Below are 22472 nucleotides of genomic sequence, written 5' to 3'. Positions count from 1 at the left end.
CGGGGCGGCTACTAACCGTCGGCCTCGGCGTCGTCGTCGGCGAGCGCCGCGCGGATCTCCCGGAGGGAGTTGATACCGTACAGCCCGAGCGCGAGCCACGCGATCGAGAACACGACGCCGAGGACGGCGAACGCGAGGCCGAGCGTGGTTTCGTCGATTGCGACCATTGCACTCGGCCCTACCGCGCCGAACCAGTTAAGGTGGTAGCCACGGCTTCACTGGATGAAGTCGAGCCACTGGCTTGACACTCCGGGAGGACGGTGGACACGTGTGGATGAGGACACCGACATCGACACCGTGGCTTCGCTGCTCGGCGACGACTGCGCGCGGACGATCCTCGAGGCCACGGCCGCCGAACCGCTCTCGGCGGCGGAGCTCGCCGAGCGCTGCTCGGTGTCCGGGCCGACCGTCTACCGCCGGCTGGAGACGCTGCGCGAGCAGGACCTGGTCGCCGAACGGACCCGCGTCGACGACGACGGCCACCACTACAAGGTGTACACCGCGACGCTCGACCGCGCCGTCGTCGACCTCACCGACGAGGGCTTCGAGATACGGCTCAGCCGCACCGGACGGATGGCCGACCGCTTCACCGAGTTCGTGGAGGACATAGGATGACCGCACCGCTGCACTTCGCGACGACGGCGAGCGGTCTGATCCCGGGGATCACGACCGCCCTGATCGCCGTCCTGGGATTCGCCGTCGGCTACGTCGCCTACCGCGGGTACCGCCGCAACGAGAGCCTCCCGATGCTGTTCGTCGCCGCGGGCTTTCTCGTCGCGTTCTGGACGCCCGGCGTCCTGTTCGGCGGGTTCGCCGTCCTCGATTCGGCCGCGACGTTCGCCCCCGGGCTGCGGTCGACGGTCCGCACCGCGTTCGCGCTGGCGGCCGACCTGGCGACCATCGTCGGCCTCTGCTGTATCCTCTACGGGCTGTGGACCCCCCGCCGGTGACGGCGGACGGGGCAGTCGCTTCAGGCGGTCGACGCCCGATGGTGACAGACGAGTTCCCCGTCGACGGCGACGAGAACGCCGCCGTCGACGAGGTAGGGCCCGTGTTCGACCTCCGCCTCGACGACCCAGCGGACGCTCCCGTCCGCGGGGTCGTGGGCGACGAGGTCGCCGTCGCGCGTCGCGTACACGCCGTCGGCGTCGGCAGCGACCCCGCCGCCGTAGCGGTCCTCGTACCGGGTGTCGCTGTCGCGGGTCCAGCGGCGCTCGCCGTCGGCGTCGAACGCGACGAGCTCGCCGTGACCGACCCGATACCCGCCGCTCCCCGCGATGGCCACTGACTCGACCAGCCCCGGGAGCGTCCAGCGGGGGTCGCCCGTCGACGGATCGAGGGCGACCAGATCCAGACTCCACCAGACGTGTACCCGCCCGTCGACGAAGGCCGCCCCCTCCGGCGGTTCCAGGTCCCGTCGTCGCCACAGCCGGCGACCGTCGGGGGCGAAACCCGCCGCCCCGTTCCCGGTCGCGGCGAGGACGTGGTCCTCGCTGGCAGCGACGAAGGTGGCCGGTCGACGGTCCCCGTCGCTGTCGGTTTCGCCGTCCGCGCCCGGAAGGTCGACCGTCCACTCGCGCGACCCGCCGGCGGTGGCGACGAGGCGCCCGTCGGCCGTCACCGCGTAGACCCGGCCCGGAGCGCCCGCCACCGCGCGGACCTGGCCGTCGACGGGACCCCGCCACTGTACCCCCTCCGCCGCGAGGCTCGCGACGCTCCCGTCGGCGAACGCGACCGCTAGCGTCCCGTCGCCGAGCGCGGACGCCGTGATGTCGGGGTCGAACTCCCGGTTCAACCGTCGGCTTCCGTCGGCGGTATCGTACCCGGTGACGCTGCTGCGGGTCACCCACTCTTCCGCTTCGAAGTCGTAGGTCCTGGACGACGGCGTGACCCCGTAGAGGACGCCGCCGGCGACGCCGACCGGGTCGTCCCCGTAGAACCCGGTTCGGAAGTCCTCACGCCACCGGATGTCCCCGCCGCCCGGTCGGTAGCCACAGCCCGCGAGGGCTCCACCGAGGCCGAGCGCGGCCGTCACGCCGGCGTCCCGGAGAAAGCGTCGCCGCGAGGTCACGCTCGCTCCTCCACCATCTCCCCCAGCCGCTCGATCCGCTCCTCGGTGGCGGGATGCGTGGCGGGGAAGAGGTCGCTGGAGAGCAGTTCCCGGTCGTCGCCGAACTGGTAGGTGTCGACCGGGGCGACGTAGAGGGCTTCGAGCCCGCCGTCGATCTCGCGGAGGTCCCGGTCCGGCGCGTCGCTCATCTCGTCGTCGACGACACGGAGCGCCGAGGCCAGTGCCGCGGGGTCGCCGGTGATCGCCGCCGCGCCGCGGTCGGCGGCGTGCTCGCGGTACTGCGAGAGCACGCGGAACAGGAGGAAACTCGCCAGCCAGAACAGCGCCGAGACGGTCAGCGTCACCAGGGCGCTGACGACCAGCACGACGACGACGACGAGCACGCCCTTCGCGCCGTCGCCGTCCACGTCGTCGAGGCCGCCGCCGACGTAGAAGACGCCCTTGAGCACGTAGAACGCGGCGATAGCGACGAGGTAGGTCAGCGACGGGAGGAAATACGAGAGGGACATCACGGCCACGTCGCGGTTGCGGACGTGGGCGATCTCGTGGGCCAGCACGGCGTCCAGTTCGTCGTCGTCCAGCGCGTCGAGCAGGCCCTCGGTGACGACGACTGTCGCCTTCGAGGGGCGGGCGCCGATCGCGAAGGCGTTGGGGACGGCGGAGCGGCTCACCGCCACGTCGGGCGCAGGCGCCCCGGCAACCTGCGCGAGGCGGTCGACGCGGGCGACTAGATCGGGGTAGTCCTCGCGGTCGACGCGGCGGGCGTCGACCGAGCGCAGCGCCACCGAGTCCCCGAAGGCGAACTGCGCGGCGAAGCCGACGGCGACGGCCCCGACGACCAGGACGGGGTTCACGTAGAAGCGGCCGTTCCACGGGTCGTCGGTCGCCCAGGCGAGCAGTTCGACGCCGACGGTGTTGGCCGCGAAGACGAACGCGTAGACGAAGGCGACGGGCAGGACGGCCACGAGGGCCAGCCCGAGGGCCATCCGGGCGCGGAGTCCGCGGTCGGGTTCCCACTCCACGGGGATCACCTCGTCCGGCGTCGTCGAACGGCGCGTGGAGGGACGCGTCCGGCGCGTCGGGGAGGGCGGTGTGGCATATCTCGACCGATCGGACCGAGGTCGGCATACGTTTTCCGGTGGGGGGTCGCTGGGCGGTCGCCGCGCCGGCGTGTCGACCGGGAGCCGACCAGGGGGGCGACCCCGGCCAGTCGGCGCAGACGGAGGGCTTTATTCGGGCGCGGTCCCTCGCCTCGGGTATGAACGCGCAGGTGGACCCGGCGCAGGTGGCGGCGGTCGCCGAGGCCGCCGCGGACGGCATCGAGTTCGACGGGTTCGCGGCCGAGCGGGAGGGCGAGGGGTACGTCCTCGCCACCGACGAGGGGTCGAAGCGGGTCGTCCACGACGAGGACCTGGCCGACGCCGCCGCCGACTACGCCGCCCACGTCACCAACTGGTACTTCTGGCACGCCGAGGCCCCGCAGGCCGACGAGCGGTGGGCCTTCCTCCGCTGGCTCGAACGCGCCGACGACGAGCGGGTCCCCGACCGCTACGACGCGCTCGACGCGGGCCTCACCCGCGAGTGGGGCCAGCTGCGGATCACCGCGGCCGTCGACGAGACAGGCACCCGCCGCTACGACCTCCGGCACGTCGACGACGCCGACGCCGACCCCGCCGACCTCGACGACCACGACGACCCGCTGGACGCCCGCGACCTGGCGAAACACGACGACCGCGAGCGCTACCGACCGCTCAAGACCGCGCCCACGCTGCGGACGGGCTGGCACTTTCCCGACCTGGACGCGGCCGACCTGGTCACCGCCGTCGAGTACTTCTACCCCGCGACGGTCGCCAACTGGCACCGCGAACGGGCGGGCGACCTCGACGTGTCCCACTGGCGCGAGACGGTCGACCGCCAGACCGGCATCTACGGCGTCGTCAGCACCTGGGACCGCGGGGAGGGCCACGAGCACGTCGAGTGGGTCGCCGAGGCCTGCTGCGTCGACTCGCAGTGTCTCAAGCGCCGGGAGTGGCAGTACGACGAGGAGACCGACCTCGACGTGGACGGCGGCGACGGCGAGTTCCCCTGCCGCGAGCCCTGCTCGCTCGTCATCTCCGCCGCCCGGCGGTGGACGAAACTGGAGGGCGAGCAGTCCCGCACCTACGAGTTCGAGCTCACGCCCAGCGAGAAGGAGCAGGTCGAGGCGATAATCGACGCGGTCGCGGACGGCCGCGCCGACGAGATCCGCGAGGCCGACGTGCGCGACGACGCCAACCGCTACCGCGCGCGATTCCTCCGCGCCAAGCGCTTCGACGACGAGGGCAACCTCTCGGGTACCCCGACCGGGCCTGACGAGGAAGAGGCAGAAGACGCGAACGCCGACGCCGAAAGCGGTGACGGGGCGGAGTCGGCCGACGAGCGGGAGGAAGACGAGGAAGCGAGCGAGTAGACCTGGGCTGGGCGCCCCGGGTCACCGGGTCACTCGCCGGCCAGCGCGATGTAGCCGGCGACGAGGACGCCGACCAGCACGACGACCGCGCCGGCGAGGACGACGACGTCGTCGACGAACACGACCAGCGCCGCGGCGACGGCCAGCGCGGCGACGCCGAGGCCGACGACGACCAGCTGCGGGCTGGCGGCGACGGTCGCGGACCCGCCGTCGCCGCCGTCGTCGGGCTCGCGGGGCTGGGGTTCCGAGAGGGACTCGTCGACCTCGACGGTGGACTCCTCCTCCTCGGGTTCGGTGATCCGGACGGTGACGTAGCGGGTCTCGGCGCCGTAGGCGGAGGCGATCTTCAGCGTCCCGGTCGCCTCGCCGGCCCCCTCGACGCTGACGTGGACCGCCCGCTGACTCTCCCCGTCGACGAAGTGGTTGCTGGCCTCGACGGTCGCGATCTCCGAGAGGTCGTCGTCGAGGTGGAGGTGGACGTGGACCGACCCGCCGTGGTTGACCACGCCGATGTCGAACGACCCGTCCGTCTCGAAGGCGTCGGGCACCTCCAGCGCGTGGAGCGAGTCCCGGTTGACGTGGACGGGCAGCGTATCGCCTGGCACGTCTCCGAGTCGGCGCGGCCGGTAGAAAAAGGTTCAGGGCCGTCCGCCGCTCAGGCCGGCGCCTCCTCGCGCATGTCCGGCGGCAGCAGGTTCGGGATGCCGTCCTCGATGGGGTAGACCTCGCCGCAGTCGGTGCAGGTGAGCGTCCCCGAGATGATCTCGCCGTCCTCGCGCTCGGTCGCGTCGAGCTCGAGGTCGTGTTTGTCCAGCGGACAGCAGACGATGTCCAGCAGGTCCTCCTTCATGCCCGGGTCTCCGGACGGCGAGCAAAAAAGCGTGCCGGACGGGTGCGGATCCCCGTCGAACCGCGCGACGGCGGGAACGGCACGCGAGCCGGTCCCTCGGGCGCGACCCGCGGCCCCGCCGCCGGGCGGCCGCCCGGAGACGCCGGCGACTGACCACCCGGGAGGCGCCGGCAACAGCGCTACCGCGCACGCGCCGGTAGCGCCCCCATGGCGCACACGCCCGAAGAGCCCAAGCGGTACGTCTGCGAGCGGTGTCTGGTCGTCCACGCCGGGGTCCCGATCCGCGAGTCCGGCGGGAGCCACAGCTTCGAACCGCCGGACGCCTGCGGCGGCTGTGGCGCCTCGTCGTTCGTCGAGTTCGCCGACTGGGTCCACCATCACTCGTAGGCGGCCCTGGCGGCGGCGCGGTCAGTCCCGCCGAGCGGCCCGGCGCGGTCAGTCGCCGACGAGCGGTCCGGCGCGGCGAACGTCGGCGGCGAGCCGGTCGGCGTGCTCCAGCCGGATGTCGCGGGCCTCGGCGGGGGAGACGGTCGCCCGGCCGTCGATCTCGTGGGACACGGGGTCGTAGGCGGACACGTCGAAGCCCATCCGGTCGAGGTACGACCGGACCGACGAGGAGGCCAGCCCGTCCCGGATCGCGTCGTTGACGTAGCCGATGACGGCGTCGAACTCCGGGAGGACGACCTCGTCGTGACCGATCCGGCCGCGGTCGCCCTCGATCCGGACCTCGACCTCGTCCAGCCGGCCGACCAGCGCGGCGAGGCGGTCGGCGAGCCGGACCGCGTCGCTCGGGAGCGCGGCGTCGGGCGAGCGCCACTCGACGGTCGAGAACGCCTCGCGGAACTGGACCGGCGTCCAGACGGCGCTCTCGGGGTCGAAGTGTTTCGCGACCGCCCGGCGGGCGACGCCCGCGTCCATGGCCGCCGTCTCGAAGTCCTCGTAGCGCCGCTCCAGCCGCCGGGTGTACTCCTCGCGGTCGTCGACGTACGGCCACAGCCGCCCCTGGTGGGGGATGTCGTCGTAGGCCATCCAGCGGTAGAGCTTCGAGCGGGCGCCCGCGGCGAGGCGCTGGCCCCGGAAGTACGGCGAGGCGTTGACCAGCGCCAGCGCCGGGTCGAGCGCGACGAAGGCGTTGTGCTGGTCGACCGCGACCCCGGGCTGTTGCTCGACGTGGACGTGCGTGCCCGCGCAGTGGCGGACGTACTCGAAGTCCGACCCGACGACCTCGTTCTGGACGCGCGTGCGAGCCGACGGGAGTTCGGCGACCTCCTCGGCGTGGACCGGCGTCGCGAGCGGGACGAGCCGCTTGTCGACCTCGTCGGCGCGGTCGAGGACCGCCGCCACGCGCTCGGTGAGTTCGCCGCGTAGCGCCGCCGTCGTCTCGCACGGTGTCGTCTTGACCTCCAGCAGCGGCTCGACGAACTCCCGCTCGGCGCCGGGCGACGCGTCGACCAGCGTCCCCGGTTCCGTCAGCCGCCCCCGTTCGTCTATCACCCAGTACTCGACCTCGACGCTCCGCCGTATCGGTGAGTCGTGTGCTGGCACTGTGTCCTCGTGTGACCCCGTGGTTCGCCACTGGCCGGACGCCCACCACCGCAACCGGACTTCGCGTGTGTTTGCTACACACACTCATACACGGGCACCGGGACAAGTAGCTTTCGCGCGGCGGAAAATATTGCACCGGACACGGCCGCGGCTGGAGGGCACGAGCCGGTGTCCGACGGCGGAAACGACCGGACAGCCCGGTTCAGAAAGGGATATCGCGGCGATTCAGAAGGGGATATCGCGGCGATTCAGAAGGGGATATCGCGGCGATTCAGAAGGGGTACTCGCGGACGACGGTCTCCGAGCGGCCGGGGCCGACGCCGACGGCGTACACGTCGGCGTCGAGTTCGTCCTCGAGGTACGCGAGGTAGGTCTTCGCGTTCCCGGGCAGCGCGTCGTAGCCTTCCTCGGCGACCTCGGCCCAGTCGCAGTCCTCCCAGCCGTCGAACGTGCGGAACTCGGCCTCGCAGTCGGCCCACCGCTCGGTCGTGGCGGGCATGGTGTGCAGCTCCTCGCCGTCGAGCCGGTAGGCGTGGCCGACCTTCACCTCGTCGAGCCCGGCGAGGGTGTCGATGTGGTTGACGGCCAGGCCGGTGAACCCGTTGACGCGGGCGGCGTGGCGCAGCATCGGCACGTCGAGCCAGCCGACCCGCCGCGGGCGGCCGGTGACGGTGCCGTACTCGCCGCCCTCCTCGCGGATGTAGGTCGCGAGTTCCTCGCGTTCCGTTTCGGGGTTCTCGGGGTCGCCGTCGTAGCCCGGGGTGTCGCCGGGGACGCCGCCGAGTTCCGTCGGCATCGGGCCGCTGCCGACCCGCGAGAGGTAGGCCTTGACGATGCCGACGACCTCGCCGCCGCCGACGGCGCTCGGGGCGACGCCGGAGCCGACCGCGGCGCCGCCCGCCGTCGGGGTCGAGGAGGTGACGAACGGGTAGTTGCCGTGGTCGATGTCGAGGATCGTGCCCTGCGCGCCCTCGAACATCACGTTGTCGCCGGCGGCCAGCCGGTCGGCAAGGAAGTCGCCGGCGTTGACGGTCATGTCCTCCTCTGCGAGCCGCTCGCCGTAGCCGGCGAACTCGTCGTAGAGGGCTTCGATATCCAGCGCCTCGGGGTCGTCCAGGTCGTCGACGTCGAGACCGAACACGTCCTCGACGAGGGCCCGCTTCTGCGGGACGGCGTACTCCAGGCGGTCACGGAGGACCTCGGGGTCGAGCAGGTCGCCGACGCGGACGCCGCGGCGGCCGGCCTTGTCCTCGTAGGTGGGGCCGATACCGCGGCCGGTGGTGCCGATCTCGTCGTCGTCCTCGCTCTTGACTTCCTCCTCGATGCCGTCGAGGAGGCGGTGGTACGGGAGGATGACGTGGGCGCGGCGGGCGACGCGCACGTCGGGGTCGAGGCCGCGCTCGCGGAGGGCGTCGAGTTCGTCGAACAGCGTGCGGGGGTTGACGACGCAGCCGTTGCCGAGCACGTTGACCTTGCCGCGGATCGCGCCGCTCGGCACGAGCGAGAGCTTGTACTCCTCGCCCTCGTGGACGACGGTGTGGCCGGCGTTGTCGCCGCCCTGGTAGCGAACGACGACGTCGGCCGCCTCGCCGTAGACGTCGACGATGCCACCCTTCCCCTCGTCGCCGAGCTGCGAACCGACGATGGTGACGGTCATATACCCGAGATTCCGCTGGCCGGTGTAAACAGATTACGGTCCGGCGCGCGCCCCGGCCGGGTGCCCGGTCGGGGCGGCGCTTCGCCCGCTGTCCGGCGACGAACCGCGTGCCGTCCCCCGGCGGTCCGCCCCGGTCAACCGCCGAGTCGCTTCCCGCCCGGCCGCCCGCCCGACCGGAATCGTTAACTGGTACCACGGGGAAGTCCGAAAGTGTTAGCCGGCCGCGCGGCCCCCTCGGCAAGAACGCGGCGGTCGGGGCCGCTCGCCCTCCGTCGATTCCCGGGGCGACAGCAACCTTTAAAACCCTCAAACACAAGTTAACAATTGCCATGATAGACAGGCTTGAGAAGGAAGTAGATATGCTGGAGCGTCATCTGCAGGTTCTGCGGATGGTGATCCAGAACGAGCCGATCGGGATCGTGAAGATGTCCAACGAGACGGGCTACCCCCACCACAAGGTTCGCTACTCGCTGCGCGTCCTCGAGGAGGAGAACCTCATCGAGCCGTCGAGCCAGGGGGCCATCACGACCGAACAGACGGGGGAGTTCGTCGAGGACCTGGACGACAAGATCGACCACATCATCGAGAAGCTCGAGGGCATGAAGATCGAGGAAGCGGCCGAAGTCGAGAACTGAGTTTTCGGATCCGCAGTCGAGCACCGCGCTTTCGGGACCGTCTCAGAGTTCCGGGACCGCCAGGTGGAACTTCTCCTCTCGCGCCTCGACGAGACAGAGGTGGTACCCCTGTTTGCGGGTCAGCTTCACGAAGCTCTCGCGCTTGTCGCGGCTGAGCAGCCCGCCGCTGGTCGCCTCGGCGGCCGTCTCCAGCGCCTCCGGCTCGAAGAAGCTCGACGTGACGAGGAACGACGCGCCCAGCGACTCGGTGGACTCGCCGACGTGCGAGGAGGCCGTCACCAGCGAGGACATCATGCTCTCGGAGGCGGCCTGCCGGGAGTCGTTCATGTTCGCGGTCAGCAGGGCGTTGCCCATCCGGTCGCGCATGACCACGTCGAACGACTCCTGGCTCCGGCGCTCCTGGCCGTCCTCGGTGTACTCGGTGGTGACCGAGCCGTTGAGTTCGGCGCGGTCGATCTTCGGGATCGCGTCGTACAGGTCCTGCAGCGCCGACACCTTGCCGGTGTCGCGGATCTCGTAGAGCAGGTCGTTGATGACCCAGGTGACGAAGCGGAACTGCATCGTGTCGCGGAGGAACTCGTCGAACGGGCGGCCGCCGACGGAGACCGAGTCGCTGTCGAACTGGGTGTGGTACTCCAGCCCGAGGTTCTCGGAGACCTCCTGGCGGCCCGCCTCGCCGGCGTGAGCCGTCTCCAGCGTCGGCTTGCCCTTCGACTCGTAGCGGACGAAGAGGTTCGTCTGGTCGAGCGCCTCGCCCGGGCTCAGCCGCTGTTCGGCGTCGACCGCCGCGCCGAACTCCTCCTCGATATCGGCGAGCTGGCCCTCCAGCCGCTCGACCTCCGACTCCAGACCCGCGACCTCCGACTCCAGTTCGTCGCGTTCGCGCTCCAGGTCGTCGCGCTCGGACTCGACGCGCTCGATGCGTGACTGCAGGTCGTCGCGCTCGGCGCGGACGTCCTCCAGCTGCGACCGGAGGTCGTCGCGCTCGTCCTCGGCGGCCGCGAGATCCGCCTCCAGCTGTTCGATCTCGCGCTCGCGGTCGGCCAGCTCGTCTTCGAGCTCCGCGACCCGCTCGTCGGCCCCCTGACTCCGGGGCTCGGGCTCGCTCGCCCGCGACTCCGCCGGCGGGCCGTTCCCGGTCGGCGGCTCGTTCGACGGGGGTTCGGGGCGCGTCTCCGACGCGTTCGCGGTCCCCTGGTCGCGGGGCTCGGTCCGGCCGCCCCGGTCGCTCGCCTCGCCCGCCCGGGAGGCGGACCCGTCGGCGCGGTCCTCGACCGCCGACGTGGCGGCTGGTTCCGGCGAGCCCGTCGCGGCCGCGTCGTCGGGCGTCGGCGCCGCCGCGGCGGCCCCGTCGTCGGACTCCCGGCTGGTCGTCCGCGAGGGGTCCAGCGACGGGATCGAGTGGGTCTCCAGCTGGTCCGGGCTGGTGGCGGCGCCCGCCGCGTTCCCGGCGTCGGTGGCCCGGCCGGCCCCCTGGGGCTCGTCGGCCGGAGCGCCCCGGTCGGCGGTCCGCCCCGGCGAGTCGGCCGCGCCGGCGGACCGGTCGCGGACCGCGTCGCGGTCCGGATCGCTCGACCGCGCGTCCGTCGTCCGCGGCTCCGTCGACTCGCCCTGCCGACGATCCGGCGACCCCGCGCGGCCGGAACTCGCGCGGGACCCGCGGTCGGCGGGCGAGTCCGGATCGCGACCTCCGGTTCCCCCGGAATCGCGGTCCCTGTCCGTCCGCGCGCCGGCGTCCCGGGAGGCGGAGTCGCGCTCCGGGGCCCGGTCGTCCGCCGCGCCGCTCCGGTCGGCGCGGTCGCCGCGACCCCCGGAGCGACCGGTCCGGTCCCGCCGGCCGGCGTCACGATCGGACGCGTCACCGGTCTCGTCCCGACCGGCCGCGCGCCCGCCGGAGTCGCCCGCGCGGTCGTCGTCGGTCGACGCGTCGGCCCCGCCGGCGTCTGCCGTCGACGTGTCGGCTCCCCCCGTCCGGCCGGTGCCGGTCGACTCCGCTCGCCGGTCCGCCGCCGAACCGTCGCCGCGGTCGCGTCGGCCGGTCGCCTCCCGCCGGTCCCTCGACTGGTCGGCCGGCTCCGACGAACCGGCGGACGGCGTGTCGCCCCCCGCTCCGCCGCCGCTCCCGCCGGCCTCCGCCGTCGTCTCGTCCCGGACGGCCGACCCCTCGTCCGGTTCCGGGTCCGCGGCCGTCCCGGGTTCCGCGGTCGAGCCGGAGTCGGCGGCCGGGTCAGGGTCGGCCGGGTCGGTCTCGGTGGAGTCGGGCTCCGCGGCCCCGCCCCCGTCGTCCGGCTCGCTCTCCGCCGCCGGCTCCTCGGCGACCGCGTCCTCGCTCCCGGCGGCCGGGTCGGACTCGGTGTCGTCGGACGCGGCGGCGCTCCCCGCAGCGGCGCCCCCCGAGGCGGCCGTCCCCCCGTCGCCGTCGTCGGCCCCGGCCGCGGCGTCGTTGCCGTCGTCGACCTCGGGGATCTCGACGGGCTCGATCTCGGCGGGGCGGACCTGGAAGATGCCGACCTCGTCGTCGGCCCGTTCGAAGGCCTCGTCGTCGGTGAGCAGCTGGCCGCTGTTGCCCACCCAGGCGACGGCCATCGAGCGGCCGCGGTGGTAGACGACGTAGTAGTCGCCGCTGAGGACGTTCTCCGACAGCTCGATGAACCCGGTGAACCCCCCCTCCGAGAGCGTGTCGTCGACCTCCGAGAGCGGCGTGTCCTCGGAGTAGTACTTCGCGCGGACCTCGTCGTTGCGTTCCTGCATGAGCGCGAGCAACGGAAGCGCGGGCGAGGGCGCCTCGTAGGCGGTCCCCGACGCCCCCTCGAAGTCGTCGATGTCACCGTCGAGGATGCCGACGACCGTCCCGTTGAGCATACAGAGCCTGGCGCCGCCGGCCTCCACGACCCCGGAGAACTCGGAGTCGGCCAACTCGTGCAGGCCGCGATGGCCGTCGCGGAACGGCGACGACTCCCACTCGTCGAACTGCTCCACAGCGCGCGTGGTCATTGTGTTGGACAAGCCCCATGCGGACCAAATACTTTGCGCCCACGTCCGACGCGCGACCGCCGCCCGTGGCCGGTGGTGACCGACGCGAAGCGACGGCACCGGGCCGGATCGGACGCCGACGGATCGGGTCGGACCGACCCCGAACGGGCCGGACCCGACCATATTCGGACCGGCCCGACCATATTCGGGTCGTCGCGCGCGGGAGTCCGGTGTACCTATGACGGACCGGTCCCAACGGCGGGGTATGGAAGAGCAACCGGGACTGTCGGACCAGTATCGGACGGCCAGTCCGTGGCCGCTCCTCGTGGCGGTCGGCTTCGCCCTGACGGAGGTCGGCGTCTTCCTCGGCCTGTTCCCGATCGCCGTCGGCGGGGTGTTGCTGCTCGGGGGGAGCGTCGCGGGCATCCTCGGCGAGTCGGGCTACGCTCGCCGCCCCTGGCGGACGCTCGCGCTGCTGGGCGCCGGGTTCGCCGTGCTGGGCGGCGCCCTCGTCGCGACGCAGGTGCCCGGGTCGTCGGTGACTCTCTTCGAGACGGTCGCCGACCCCAACGGCGTCGTCGGCCGCGGGCTCGCCGTCGCCGTCGCCGGGGTCATGCTCGTCGCCGCGGGCGTCGTCAGCCAGGCCGTCGGGCGCACCGGGCAGGGCATCTGATCGGAACGCCCGGTGATCCCGTCCGGCCGTCGACCGGGCCGAACGGATTCGCCGTCGCCTCGGTCGCTCCCCGGCGCGAACCGACACTATATTTAGCCGCCTGACCCAAGCCCGCGGTATGTCAGAGAAGGTCTTCGACCGCGAAACGCTCCTGGACCTGACGGTCAACTTCATCCCGCTGGGCATCCTGGTCTTCTTCATCGGTGCGTTCGCGCTGTTCCCGCCGTGGGGCGTCGACCCGCTCGTCTCCGGGCTGCAGTTCGCCATCGTCGGCGTGACCGCGCTGCTGCTCGTAATCCTGACCTACTACGCCGGCAAGGCCGTCTCGAAGGCCGAAAACGAGATGGAAGCCGACGGCGAGTAGCGACTCCCCCGGGTCCCGTGTCCACGCCGCGGACCTCGTCGGTCCTCTCTCTCCCGCGACCCTCCAGTTCTCGCTGCGGCCACCCGCGACCAGTCCGCGCGCTCACGTCGTGAACGCCGCGTCCTGCCGCCAGCTGAACGTCACGGTTTTCCATGCGAGACCGCCGCACGCGAACGAGTTCGGCGGAAGGGTTTCCTAACCATTCATATGGCACCAGTCCCGAGTTCCGTGCATGGCATCAGGGCAGCTCGTGCTGACGGTGCTGATGGGGGTCTTCCTCGTCGGCATCGCGGCCTTTCTCTCACGGGTCGAGGACTGGCGCTCGTACACCCCGCTGGTGAGCGGTGGTGGCGGCGGCTACGGCGACGCCGGAGCCACCGTCCACCGCGAGAAGCCGGCCGGTATCACCCGCTGGCTGACCACGGTCGACCACAAGGACATCGGTATCCTCTACGGCACCTACGCCGTCATCGCGTTCGCGGTCGGCGGCCTGATGGCGTTCGGCATCCGCGTCCAGCTCATCGCGCCGACGGGCGCCGTCTTCGAGAACGGCTTCTACAACGCCATCCTGACGAGTCACGGGATCACGATGCTGTTCCTGTTCGGGACGCCCATCATCGCGGCGTTCGCGAACTACTTCGTGCCCCTCCTGATCGGCGCCGACGACATGGCGTTCCCGCGGATCAACGCCATCGCCTTCTGGCTGCTCCCGCCCGGCGCCCTGCTGGTCTGGGGCGGCTTCTTCCTGCCCGGGATGACCGGCGCCCAGACGGCCTGGACGATGTATACGCCGCTGTCGGTCGAACAGGCCAACCCCGGCGTCGACCTCATGCTGCTCGGGCTGCACCTGACGGGGGTCTCGGCGACGATGGGGGCGATCAACTTCATCGCGACCATCTTCACCGAGCGCGACGACGACGTCAACTGGGCGAACCTCGACATCTTCTCGTGGACCATCCTCACCCAGTCGGCGCTCATCCTCTTCGCGTTCCCGCTGCTGGGGTCGGCCATCGTCATGCTGCTGCTCGACCGCAACCTCGCGACGACGTTCTACGCGGTCGGCGAGGGCGGCGGCCCCATCCTCTGGCAGCACCTGTTCTGGTTCTTCGGCCACCCCGAGGTGTACATCCTCGTGCTCCCGCCGATGGGGATCGTCAGCTACGTGCTGCCGAAGTTCTCCGGCCGCAAGCTGTTCGGCTTCAAGTTCGTCGTCTACTCCACGCTGGCCATCGGCGTCCTGAGCTTCGGCGTCTGGGCCCACCACATGTTCACGACGGGTATCGACCCGCGCCTGCGGGCCTCGTTCATGGCCGTCTCGCTCGCCATCGCGATACCCTCCGCGGTCAAGACGTTCAACTGGATCACGACGATGTGGAACGGCCGCCTGCGGCTGACGACGCCGATGCTGTTCTGCATCGGCTTCGTCTCGAACTTCATCATCGGCGGCGTGACCGGCGTCTTCCTCGCCTCGGTCCCCGTCGACCAGATCCTCCACGACACCTACTACGTCGTCGGGCACTTCCACTACATCGTGATGGGCGCCATCGCCTTCGCCGGGTTCGCGGGCATCTACTACTGGTTCCCCATCTTCACCGGCCGGATGTACCAGCGCACCCTCGGCAAGGCCCACTTCTGGCTGTCGATGGTCGGGACCAACATCACGTTCTTCGCGATGCTGTTCCTCGGCTACCTCGGCATGCCCCGGCGGTACGCGACCTACGACTTCAACAACGCCATCGCCCCGCTGGACATGGTGACGCTGGCCCATCAGGCCGCCTCCGTCGGCGCCATCATCCTGCTGCTCGGCCAGATCATCTTCGTCTGGAACCTCGTCCAGTCCTGGCTGGAAGGCCCCCAGCTGGAGGACCCCGACCCGTGGGACCTCAAGGAGACCGACCAGCACGGCCGCGAGTTCCAGTGGCACGAGCGCCGTATCACGACCGCGCTGGCCGACGGCGGCGAGGAGGAGGCCGTCACCGACGGTGGCGAGGTCGTCGACGACGACGCCGCTGCCGACGCGGACGACTGACGCTCGCGGCTCCGATCCGTTTTCCGCGGTCTCGAACGTTTTCGCCGATGTTTCGTGTCGCCTGCCGGGACCGGCGGGACCGACCGGGAGCGGTCGCTGCCCGTGTCGCAGTCGCGCGAGTCACGCGGGGCCGTGACGCCGGGAGCGGAGCGAGCCGGCTCAGCCGCTCAGGACGAGGACGAACGTGGAGACGCCCATCAGCACCGCGATGGCGGTGAGGACGAACAGCAGGAGTTCCTTCTCCGAGAACCGGGAGTCGTCGTCGAAGTCGCTCATACCCGACCTTGCGGCCGCGATGTGAAAAGGCTAACCACCCGCGGTCCCAACGGTCGGCCGTGACAGCCAACACCGACCGACTGGCGCTCGGCGGGCGGGTCGCGGGCTCGCGCGTCGTCCTCGCGGTGTACCTGGCCGTGCTGGGCGTCGCGGGCACGATGGGTGCCCTGCTGGGGTACGTCAACCCCGACGGCATGAATCCGACCCTGTTTTTCGTCGTCGACCTCCCGGCGACGCCGCTCGGGATGGCGACGTTCGGCGTCGTGACCGTCGGCGTCGGCCTGGGCGTGCTCCTGCTGGCGGTCCGGTACGTCTCCCGGTACGACGACGACCGGGTCGAGTAGGCGGACGCCCGGCGGTCGCGGACCGTCCGCCGCCCCCGACCGGGAGCCGACCTCAGGTCGGGGGCGGCCGGGACGGTCTCGCGTCGGACGGCCGTCGGGCGCGCGCGAGCGGCGCGGTGTCCGACCGCGGTGCGCGAGACGCGCATCGGGCGGCCGCGTGACCCCGAGAGCGCCGCGAGCCGAACACGTCAGGTGCCGACCGGGGGGTCGACGCGGGGTGGTCGACGGGCACGCGTCGAATCTGTAACGGTTTCGGGCGCGTGAGCGGCCACGCGCGGGACGATACAGAAATCTTCAAAGGGCGTGCGGTAGGAGATTCGGGACAACGATGGCATTGCTCGAGTCAATCGCGTTTGCGCTGTTCGCCACAGTCACACTGGGGAGCAGCCTGGGCGTCGTGTTAGTGCGCGACGTCTGGCACTCGGCGCTGATGCTCGGCGTCTCGCTGCTGTCGGTGGCAGTGTACTACGTCATGCTCCGCGCCGAGTTCATCGCCGCGATGCAGATACTGGTGTACGTCGGTGGGGTGCTCATCCTCATCACGTTCGCCATCATGCTCACCGAGAGAGACACCCAGCCCGACGAGGTGGCAACATGACCTCCCGGCCGCGGCTGGCGACCGACGTGAACTACGTCAACGGCCTGGCCGCGCTGGCGCTGTTCGCCGTCATGGCCTACGTGTTCCTGACGAGCGAACTCACGAACCCGACCGGCTTCGCCGACGGCAGCGTCGTCGCGAGCATCGGCTACGCGATGTTCAACATGGTCGACCAGGCCGCGATCCCCGCGGAGAGCTTCCTGGTCGCGTTCATCCTCATCGCGCTGGTCCTCGACGCGGCGCTGGACGGGGCCGTGATGCTCGCCCGCCGCGAGGACGACGAGAGCGTCGTCACCGCGCTCACGGACGGGGGACGCCGGATCCCCGGCCGGACGGCCGACGACCACGATGCCGGCGGCGCGAGCGGCTCCGAGGGGGGTGAGGACTGATGGCCATCGCGAGCCAGTACTACCTGCTGCTGTCGGCGGCGGTGTTCTGCATCGGGGTCTACGGCGTGCTGACGCGGCGCAACGCCCTGATCTTCCTGATGTCCGTCGAGCTGATGCTCAACGCGGCGAACATCAACCTCGTCGCCTTCTCGTTTCACCACGGGAACCTCACGGGGCAGGTGTTCTCGCTGTTCGTGATGGCGCTGGCGGCCGCCGAGGTGGCGGTCGGCATCGGCATCATCCTCGTACTGTACCGCAACTTCGAGGACGTGGACGTGACGAAAGCGGCTACGATGAGGTGGTAAGATGGCAGGTGCATTCGACTTCGTTCCCGCGATCGCAGCGCTCCCGTTCCTGGCGTTCGTCGTCTCCCTGTTCGCCGGGCAGTACATGCCGAAGCGCGGCGCCGAGGCCGGCATCATCGCGACCGCCGGGTCGCTGGCCCTGTCGGTCTGGACCGCGCTGACCGTCGCCGGGATCACCGGCACGGCGACCTACTACAACGAGAACCTCTACACGTGGGTTGCGGGTCTGGGCGACGGCGCGCTCACGCTGCGGTTCGGCATCCTGGTCGACCCGCTGACGGCGCTGATGCTCGTCATCGTCTCGCTGATCGCCCTGCTCGTCCACGTCTTCTCGCTGGGCTACATGAACGACGAGGGCGAGACCGGTCTCCCGCGGTACTACGCCGGACTCGGCCTGTTCACGGCGAGCATGCTCGCCTTCGTCTTCTCGAACAACATCCTGATGGCGTTCATGTTCTTCGAGCTGGTCGGCCTCTGCTCGTACCTGCTGATCGGCTTCTGGTTCCGCGAGGACGGCCCGCCGTCGGCCGCGAAGAAGGCGTTCCTGGTCACCCGCTTCGGTGACTACTTCTTCCTCATCGGCGTGGTCGGCATCTTCGCCACGTTCGGCACGGGCCTGTTCGCGCCGATCACCGAGGGCGGTTCGGTGGCCGCCGAGAGCTTCCCCCGGCTCGCCGAACAGGCGCTGACCGACGGCGCCGAGGGGATCTACACCGCCGGCTACGGGGCCCAGACGTGGTTCACCGTCCTCGGGCTGCTCGTGCTCGGCGGCGTCATCGGCAAGTCCGCGCAGTTCCCGCTGCACACCTGGCTGCCCGACGCGATGGAGGGCCCGACGCCGGTCTCGGCGCTCATCCACGCGGCGACGATGGTCGCGGCCGGCGTCTACCTCGTCGCCCGGATGTACGGCTTCTACCTGCTCTCGCCGACGGCGCTGGGCGTCATCGCGCTGGTCGGCGGCTTCACCGCGCTGTTCGCGGCGACGATGGGCGTCGTCAAGCAGGAGCTCAAGCAGGTGCTCGCCTACTCGACCATCAGCCAGTACGGCTACATGATGCTCGCGCTGGGGTCGGGCGGCTACGTCGCCGCCGTCTTCCACCTGACCACCCACGCCGTGTTCAAGGCGCTGCTGTTCCTCGGCGCCGGGTCGGTCATCATCGCGATGCACCACAACGAGAACATGTGGGACATGGGCGGGCTGAAGGACAAGATGCCCGTCACCTACTGGACGTTCCTCTCGGGCTCGCTCGCGCTCGCGGGCATCGTCCCGTTCGCGGGCTTCTGGTCGAAGGACGAGGTGCTCTACGAGGCGCTCATCCACGGGTTCGGGACGCTCGGCGGCGAGGCGAGCACGCTCGGCGTCCTCTATCTCCTCGCGTACGCGATGGGGCTGCTGGCCGTGTTCTTCACGGGCTTCTACACGTTCCGGATGGTCTACCTGACCTTCCACGGCGACGCCCGCACCGACACGGCTCGCGACCCCGAACCGGTGCGCTGGAACGTGAAGGCGCCGCTGGCCGTGCTCGGTATCGGCGCCGCGACGGTCGGGCTCATCAACATGAAGCCGGTCGCGGTCCTGACCGGCCAGGAGATCGACTTCCTGCACAAGTGGGTCCACGGCGCCGACGAGGGCGGCTGGCCCGCGGCGCTGTCGACGGACCTGGCCACCTACGAGACGCTGCTGCACGACGCCGCTCACGTCACCGCGAGCTACCCGCTCGGCGGCGAGGTGCCGACGCTGCTGGCCTCGGCGGCGGTGTCGCTGGGGCTGGCGATCGCGGGCGTCCTCGTCGCGCGGAGCCTCTACGGCGTCGACGAGCCGGTCGAGCACACGGACAAGCTGGGAGGTGCGAAGACGCTGCTCATGCACAACTACTACCAGGACGAGTACCAGGTGTGGCTGGCACAGGGCGTGACGGTCCCGATCGCGCGGGCCGCGGACAAGTTCGACCAGGGCGTCGTCGACGGCGTCGTCAACGGCGTCAGTAGCGTGAGCCTGTTCACCGGCTCGCGGTTCCGCCGCATCCAGTCGGGCGTCGTCTCGAACTACGCGGCGCTGATGACGCTGTCGCTCGCGCTGTTGCTGGTCGTCTTCGTCGTGCTGGGAGGTGGTGCCTGATGCCTATCGCCGGGCCGGTCGAGGCCCTGCTGGGCGTCACGCTCGTCGGCGCGCTGCTGGTCTTCCTCGCGCCCGACGAGTGGGCGGGCAAGCTCGCCGCCGCGGTGAGCCTCGTCCCCGTCGGCATCTCGCTGTGGATGTACACCGCCTTCGACGGCGTCGGCAACGCGCTGCTGGCCGACGGCGATATCGCCTTCGAGTCGACGCTCGGCTGGGTCAGCCTCGGCCGCTACGACCTGGCCTGGCACGTCGGCCTCGACGGCGTCAGCCTGCCGCTGCTCGTGCTGGCGACCGTGCTGACGACGCTGGCGCTGGTCAGCTCGTGGACGCCCATCGACGAACGGCAGTCGCAGTTCTACGGCCTGATGCTGCTGATGGAGGCCAGCCTCATCGGCGTGTTCACCGCGCTGGACTTCCTGCTGTGGCTGGTCTTCTGGGAGGCCGTGCTCGTCCCGATGTACTTCCTCATCGGCGTCTGGGGGGGCCCGCGCCGGAAGTACGCCGCCATCAAGTTCTTCGTCTACACGAACGTGGCGACGCTGGTCATGTTCGTCGGCTTCATGGCCCTCGTGTTCGGCCTGGGCGACTCGATATCGACGTTCGACCTGCCCGCCATCGCGCAGGCGCTGGCCGCCGACGGCAACCTGGGGAGCGTCGCGGGCATCGCGCCCGAGACGCTCCGGGTGGTCGCGTTCACGCTGATGTTCGCCGGGTTCGCGGTGAAGGTGCCCGTCTTCCCGGTCCACACGTGGCTGCCCGACGCCCACGTCGAGGCGCCGACGCCCGTCTCCGTGATGCTGGCGGGCGTCCTCCTGAAGATGGGGACCTACGCCCTGCTGCGGTTCAACTTCACGATGCTGCAGGACGTGGCGCGGGCCAACGCCGGCATCATCGTCGCGTTCGGCGTCCTCAGCATCATCTACGGCGCGATGCTCGCGCTGGCACAGCAGGACCTCAAACGCATCGTCGCCTACTCGTCGATCTCGTCGATGGGCTACGTCATCCTGGGACTGGTCGCGTTCACGCCGCTCGGCTTCGGCGGCGCGACCTTCCAGATGGTCGCCCACGGCCTCATCTCGGGGCTGATGTTCATGACGGTCGGCGTCATCTACAACGAGACCCACACCCGGATGGTCGGCGACATCTCCGGGATCGCCGACCGGATGCCCTGGACCGTCGGCATCCTCGTCGCGGCCGCGTTCGGCTACATGGGCCTGCCGCTGATGGCCGGGTTCGCCGCCGAGTACCTCATCTTCCAGGGCGCGTTCGCCTCGCCGTACATCCCCGCGGCGCCGCTGGTGACCGCCGCCGGGATGTTCGGCATCGTCATCGTCGCCGGCTACCTGCTGTGGGCGATGCAGCGGACGCTGTTCGGTGAGTACTCGCTGGCCACCGACTACGACGTGTCCCGGGCCCCGGTCCACGACGTGGCGCCGCTGGTGGTGCTCCTGGCGCTGGTCATCGCCCTGGGCGTCGACCCGGGCCTGGTGTACCAGATGATCCAGGACGCGGTCAACCCGCTGTTGCCGCCGGGTTCGGCCGCCATCGTCCCGTCCGGGGCGGTCGGTGACGCTGCCGCCGCGCTGGCCAACGGAGGTGTCGCGCCGTGGTAGTCGACATCGCGGGCTTCCAGGTCGCCGACTGGGTCGCGCTCACGCCGGCGATCCTCTTCGGCGTGACCGCCATGCTGCTGTTCATCGTGGACAGCATCGAGCCCCAGCCGGGGACGAGTTCCAACGCGGTCCTCGCGGGCGTGTCGACGGTCGGCGCGCTCGCGGCGTTCCTCGTCGCCGGGTACTTCCTCGTGCTCGGCGTCGGCCAACCGCGTGGGACAGGCGCCGTCGACCTGTTCGGCGACGCGCTGGTCGTCGACGGGATGAGCCTGTTCTTCGTGGTCATCGTCGCGAGCGTGACCGCGCTGGTGACGCTCGCGTCCTACGACTACCTCGCCGGCGAGGAGTACCAGGCCGAGTACTACGGGCTGGTCATCATGGCCGCGACGGGCATGTCGCTGATGGCCTCGGCCAACAGCCTCGCGACGGTGTTCGTCAGCCTCGAACTCGCGAGCCTCCCGTCGTTCGCGCTGGTCGCGTTCCTCAAGGACAACCAGGGCAGCGTCGAGGGCGGCCTGAAGTACTTCCTCGTCGGCGCGCTGTCGTCGTCGGTGCTCGCCTACGGGATCAGCCTCGTCTACGCCGCGACGGGCAGTCTCCAGCTGGAGGCCGTCGCGGAGGCGCTGGCCGGCGGCTCGGAGATCCCGGTCGGGATCCTCGGCGTCGGCATCGTCATGATGCTGCTCGGGTTCGCCTACAAGACCGCGAGCGTCCCGTTCCACTTCTGGGCGCCCGAGGCCTACGAGGGCGCGCCCGGGCCCGTCTCGGCGTTCCTCTCCTCGGCCTCGAAGGCCGCCGGGTTCGTCGTCGCCTTCCGCGTGTTCCTCACCGCCTTCCCCGAGGTCGGCGGGCTGACCGGCGCCGCACCGACGGTCGACTGGGTCACCGCCGTCACCGTCCTCGCGGTCGTCACGATGACCGTCGGGAACTTCGCGGCCGCCACCCAGGAGAAGGTCAAGCGGATGCTCGCCTACTCGTCGGTCGGCCACGCCGGCTACGTCCTCATCGGGCTGGCCGCGCTCTCGCCGGGCGTCGACAACGGGTTCGTCCTCGGCGCGAGCATGATGCACCTGCTCGTCTACGGGTTCATGAACACCGGCGCGTTCCTGTTCGTCGCCCTGACCGAGTACTGGGGCATCGGCCGCACCTTCCAGGACTTCAACGGCCTCTCGAAGCAGGCGCCGCTGGCCTGCGCCGCGATGACGGTCTTCCTGTTCAGCCTCGCGGGCCTGCCGGTCGGCGGCGGCTTCATCTCGAAGCTCTACCTGCTGGCCGCGACCGCGCAGACCGGCACCTGGCTGCTGGCGATCTCGCTCATCGTCAACAGCGCGCTGTCGCTGTACTACTACAGCCGGGTCGTCCGGGCGATGTGGCTCGAGGAACCCGACGGCGACTTCGACCTGGGCGGCTACCCGAGTTCGCTGTACGCCGCCGTCGTCATCGCCGCCGTCGTCACCTTCGCGCTGCTGCCCGCGTTCGGCCTCCTCTCGCCGAGCGCCTTCGACGCCGCGTCCGTCCTGTTCGGCTGACCGGACGCCGACACCCGTTTTTTCGCCGCTCGTCGCACAGTACCGCCTCTGAC

23 protein-coding genes are annotated in these 22472 nt (G+C 70.8%); 15 read left to right on the top strand and 8 right to left on the bottom strand.

Annotated features, from left to right (window positions below; genetic code table 11):
* Positions 1–11 precede the first annotated feature (11 nt).
* A complete protein-coding gene (locus E3328_RS21940; protein ID WP_167837354.1) occupies positions 12–167 on the bottom strand; it encodes a hypothetical protein in 156 nt (51 codons plus the stop codon).
* Between the two features lie 103 nt (positions 168–270).
* On the opposite strand from E3328_RS21940, the gene E3328_RS09510 reads away from it, so the two are divergent.
* Both E3328_RS09510 and E3328_RS09505 read left to right on the top strand, forming a co-directional pair.
* Positions 271–615 carry an ArsR/SmtB family transcription factor gene (locus E3328_RS09510; RefSeq protein WP_167837353.1) on the top strand — a complete coding sequence of 115 codons (345 nt, stop codon included), beginning with the start codon at positions 271–273 and terminating at the stop codon, positions 613–615.
* Positions 612–950, top strand: coding sequence for a DUF7521 family protein (locus E3328_RS09505; RefSeq protein WP_135364327.1), 339 nt, complete (start codon positions 612–614; stop codon positions 948–950). Before E3328_RS09510 ends, E3328_RS09505 begins: the two co-directional genes overlap by 4 nt.
* A gap of 20 nt (positions 951–970) precedes the next feature.
* On the opposite strand, the gene E3328_RS09500 is transcribed toward E3328_RS09505, so the two are convergent.
* Entirely contained in the window at positions 971–2071 is a 1101-nt protein-coding gene (locus E3328_RS09500) for an outer membrane protein assembly factor BamB family protein (protein ID WP_135364326.1), read from the bottom strand.
* On the bottom strand, positions 2068–3093 hold the full coding sequence (locus tag E3328_RS09495; protein ID WP_209452150.1) for a M48 family metalloprotease: 1026 nt from the start codon (positions 3091–3093) through the stop codon (positions 2068–2070). Before E3328_RS09495 ends, E3328_RS09500 begins: the two co-directional genes overlap by 4 nt.
* 236 nt (positions 3094–3329) lie before the next feature.
* Here E3328_RS09495 and E3328_RS09490 point away from each other — a divergent pair, with 236 nt between their 5' ends.
* Positions 3330–4520 (top strand): DR2241 family protein, encoded by a 1191-nt coding sequence (locus tag E3328_RS09490; RefSeq protein WP_135364325.1) that lies wholly within the window; start codon positions 3330–3332, stop codon positions 4518–4520.
* 29 nt (positions 4521–4549) lie between these two features.
* On the opposite strand, the gene E3328_RS09485 is transcribed toward E3328_RS09490, so the two are convergent.
* Positions 4550–5125, bottom strand: coding sequence for a DUF7524 family protein (locus E3328_RS09485; protein ID WP_135364324.1), 576 nt, complete (start codon positions 5123–5125; stop codon positions 4550–4552).
* 50 nt (positions 5126–5175) lie between these two features.
* A complete protein-coding gene (locus E3328_RS09480; protein ID WP_135364323.1) occupies positions 5176–5370 on the bottom strand; it encodes a methytransferase partner Trm112 in 195 nt (64 codons plus the stop codon).
* Positions 5371–5577: 207 nt separating this feature from the next.
* Here E3328_RS09480 and E3328_RS09475 point away from each other — a divergent pair, with 207 nt between their 5' ends.
* Positions 5578–5757 carry a hypothetical protein gene (locus E3328_RS09475; RefSeq protein WP_135364322.1) on the top strand — a complete coding sequence of 60 codons (180 nt, stop codon included), beginning with the start codon at positions 5578–5580 and terminating at the stop codon, positions 5755–5757.
* A 48-nt stretch (positions 5758–5805) separates the two neighbouring features.
* On the opposite strand, the gene E3328_RS09470 is transcribed toward E3328_RS09475, so the two are convergent.
* Entirely contained in the window at positions 5806–6915 is a 1110-nt protein-coding gene (locus tag E3328_RS09470) for a glutamate-cysteine ligase family protein (RefSeq protein WP_135364321.1), read from the bottom strand.
* Positions 6916–7186: 271 nt separating this feature from the next.
* Positions 7187–8572, bottom strand: coding sequence for an adenylosuccinate synthase (locus E3328_RS09465; RefSeq protein WP_135364320.1), 1386 nt, complete (start codon positions 8570–8572; stop codon positions 7187–7189).
* 329 nt (positions 8573–8901) lie between these two features.
* Between E3328_RS09465 and E3328_RS09460 the strand changes: the two genes are divergently transcribed.
* Positions 8902–9207 carry a hypothetical protein gene (locus E3328_RS09460; RefSeq protein ID WP_135364319.1) on the top strand — a complete coding sequence of 102 codons (306 nt, stop codon included), beginning with the start codon at positions 8902–8904 and terminating at the stop codon, positions 9205–9207.
* A gap of 42 nt (positions 9208–9249) precedes the next feature.
* Here the strand turns inward: E3328_RS09460 and E3328_RS09455 are convergent, their stop codons facing one another.
* Positions 9250–12201: a DUF7527 domain-containing protein gene (locus E3328_RS09455; RefSeq protein WP_135364318.1), complete on the bottom strand. Its 2952-nt coding sequence runs from the start codon at positions 12199–12201 to the stop codon at positions 9250–9252.
* Positions 12202–12445: 244 nt separating this feature from the next.
* On the opposite strand from E3328_RS09455, the gene E3328_RS09450 reads away from it, so the two are divergent.
* The 10 genes from E3328_RS09450 (at position 12446) to E3328_RS09405 (ending at position 22419) form a co-directional block, all read left to right on the top strand.
* Positions 12446–12853, top strand: a complete 408-nt coding sequence (locus tag E3328_RS09450) for a DUF7541 family protein (protein WP_135364317.1) — start codon at positions 12446–12448, stop codon at positions 12851–12853.
* A gap of 118 nt (positions 12854–12971) precedes the next feature.
* A complete protein-coding gene (locus E3328_RS09445) occupies positions 12972–13217 on the top strand; it encodes a DUF6684 family protein (protein WP_135364316.1) in 246 nt (81 codons plus the stop codon).
* 232 nt (positions 13218–13449) lie between these two features.
* On the top strand, positions 13450–15246 hold the full coding sequence (ctaD, locus tag E3328_RS09440) for a cytochrome c oxidase subunit I (protein WP_135364315.1): 1797 nt from the start codon (positions 13450–13452) through the stop codon (positions 15244–15246).
* Positions 15247–15581: 335 nt separating this feature from the next.
* Positions 15582–15866: a DUF7520 family protein gene (locus tag E3328_RS09435; RefSeq protein WP_135364314.1), complete on the top strand. Its 285-nt coding sequence runs from the start codon at positions 15582–15584 to the stop codon at positions 15864–15866.
* 328 nt (positions 15867–16194) lie between these two features.
* Entirely contained in the window at positions 16195–16464 is a 270-nt protein-coding gene (locus E3328_RS09430; RefSeq protein WP_135364313.1) for an NADH-quinone oxidoreductase subunit J, read from the top strand.
* The gene (locus E3328_RS09425; RefSeq protein WP_135364312.1) at positions 16461–16853 is read left to right on the top strand and encodes a hypothetical protein; all 393 of its coding nucleotides are present in this window, start codon (positions 16461–16463) and stop codon (positions 16851–16853) included. Before E3328_RS09430 ends, E3328_RS09425 begins: the two co-directional genes overlap by 4 nt.
* Positions 16853–17158, top strand: a complete 306-nt coding sequence (gene nuoK / locus E3328_RS09420; RefSeq protein ID WP_135364311.1) for an NADH-quinone oxidoreductase subunit NuoK — start codon at positions 16853–16855, stop codon at positions 17156–17158. Before E3328_RS09425 ends, nuoK begins: the two co-directional genes overlap by 1 nt.
* Position 17159: 1 nt before the next feature.
* Positions 17160–19277 carry an NADH-quinone oxidoreductase subunit L gene (gene nuoL, locus E3328_RS09415; protein ID WP_135364310.1) on the top strand — a complete coding sequence of 706 codons (2118 nt, stop codon included), beginning with the start codon at positions 17160–17162 and terminating at the stop codon, positions 19275–19277.
* Positions 19277–20890 carry a complex I subunit 4 family protein gene (locus E3328_RS09410; RefSeq protein ID WP_135364309.1) on the top strand — a complete coding sequence of 538 codons (1614 nt, stop codon included), beginning with the start codon at positions 19277–19279 and terminating at the stop codon, positions 20888–20890. The genes nuoL and E3328_RS09410 overlap by 1 nt, the downstream gene beginning before the upstream one ends.
* On the top strand, positions 20884–22419 hold the full coding sequence (locus tag E3328_RS09405) for an NADH-quinone oxidoreductase subunit N (RefSeq protein ID WP_209452149.1): 1536 nt from the start codon (positions 20884–20886) through the stop codon (positions 22417–22419). The genes E3328_RS09410 and E3328_RS09405 overlap by 7 nt, the downstream gene beginning before the upstream one ends.
* Positions 22420–22472 lie beyond the last annotated feature (53 nt).

Origin of the sequence: Halosimplex halophilum, from assembly GCF_004698125.1 — an archaeon.
In the GTDB taxonomy this organism is placed as follows: domain Archaea; phylum Halobacteriota; class Halobacteria; order Halobacteriales; family Haloarculaceae; genus Halosimplex; species Halosimplex halophilum.
Note: the sequence above shows the minus strand (reverse complement) of the source record. Positions and strands in the feature narration are given on the sequence as shown.

Excerpts from the sequence above, each read along its gene's own strand:
- E3328_RS21940 (WP_167837354.1), bottom strand. The coding sequence starts at position 167 with ATGGTCGCAATCGACGAAACCACGCTCGGCCTCGCGTTCGCCGTCCTC.
- E3328_RS09505 (WP_135364327.1), top strand. The coding sequence starts at position 612 with ATGACCGCACCGCTGCACTTCGCGACGACGGCGAGCGGTCTGATCCCG.
- E3328_RS09490 (WP_135364325.1), top strand. The coding sequence starts at position 3,330 with ATGAACGCGCAGGTGGACCCGGCGCAGGTGGCGGCGGTCGCCGAGGCC.
- E3328_RS09480 (WP_135364323.1), bottom strand. The coding sequence starts at position 5,370 with ATGAAGGAGGACCTGCTGGACATCGTCTGCTGTCCGCTGGACAAACAC.
- E3328_RS09475 (WP_135364322.1), top strand. The coding sequence starts at position 5,578 with ATGGCGCACACGCCCGAAGAGCCCAAGCGGTACGTCTGCGAGCGGTGT.
- E3328_RS09465 (WP_135364320.1), bottom strand. The coding sequence starts at position 8,572 with ATGACCGTCACCATCGTCGGTTCGCAGCTCGGCGACGAGGGGAAGGGT.
- E3328_RS09460 (WP_135364319.1), top strand. The coding sequence starts at position 8,902 with ATGATAGACAGGCTTGAGAAGGAAGTAGATATGCTGGAGCGTCATCTG.
- E3328_RS09455 (WP_135364318.1), bottom strand. The coding sequence starts at position 12,201 with ATGACCACGCGCGCTGTGGAGCAGTTCGACGAGTGGGAGTCGTCGCCG.
- E3328_RS09450 (WP_135364317.1), top strand. The coding sequence starts at position 12,446 with ATGGAAGAGCAACCGGGACTGTCGGACCAGTATCGGACGGCCAGTCCG.
- E3328_RS09445 (WP_135364316.1), top strand. The coding sequence starts at position 12,972 with ATGTCAGAGAAGGTCTTCGACCGCGAAACGCTCCTGGACCTGACGGTC.
- ctaD (WP_135364315.1), top strand. The coding sequence starts at position 13,450 with ATGGCATCAGGGCAGCTCGTGCTGACGGTGCTGATGGGGGTCTTCCTC.
- E3328_RS09430 (WP_135364313.1), top strand. The coding sequence starts at position 16,195 with ATGGCATTGCTCGAGTCAATCGCGTTTGCGCTGTTCGCCACAGTCACA.
- E3328_RS09425 (WP_135364312.1), top strand. The coding sequence starts at position 16,461 with ATGACCTCCCGGCCGCGGCTGGCGACCGACGTGAACTACGTCAACGGC.
- nuoK (WP_135364311.1), top strand. The coding sequence starts at position 16,853 with ATGGCCATCGCGAGCCAGTACTACCTGCTGCTGTCGGCGGCGGTGTTC.
- nuoL (WP_135364310.1), top strand. The coding sequence starts at position 17,160 with ATGGCAGGTGCATTCGACTTCGTTCCCGCGATCGCAGCGCTCCCGTTC.
- E3328_RS09410 (WP_135364309.1), top strand. The coding sequence starts at position 19,277 with ATGCCTATCGCCGGGCCGGTCGAGGCCCTGCTGGGCGTCACGCTCGTC.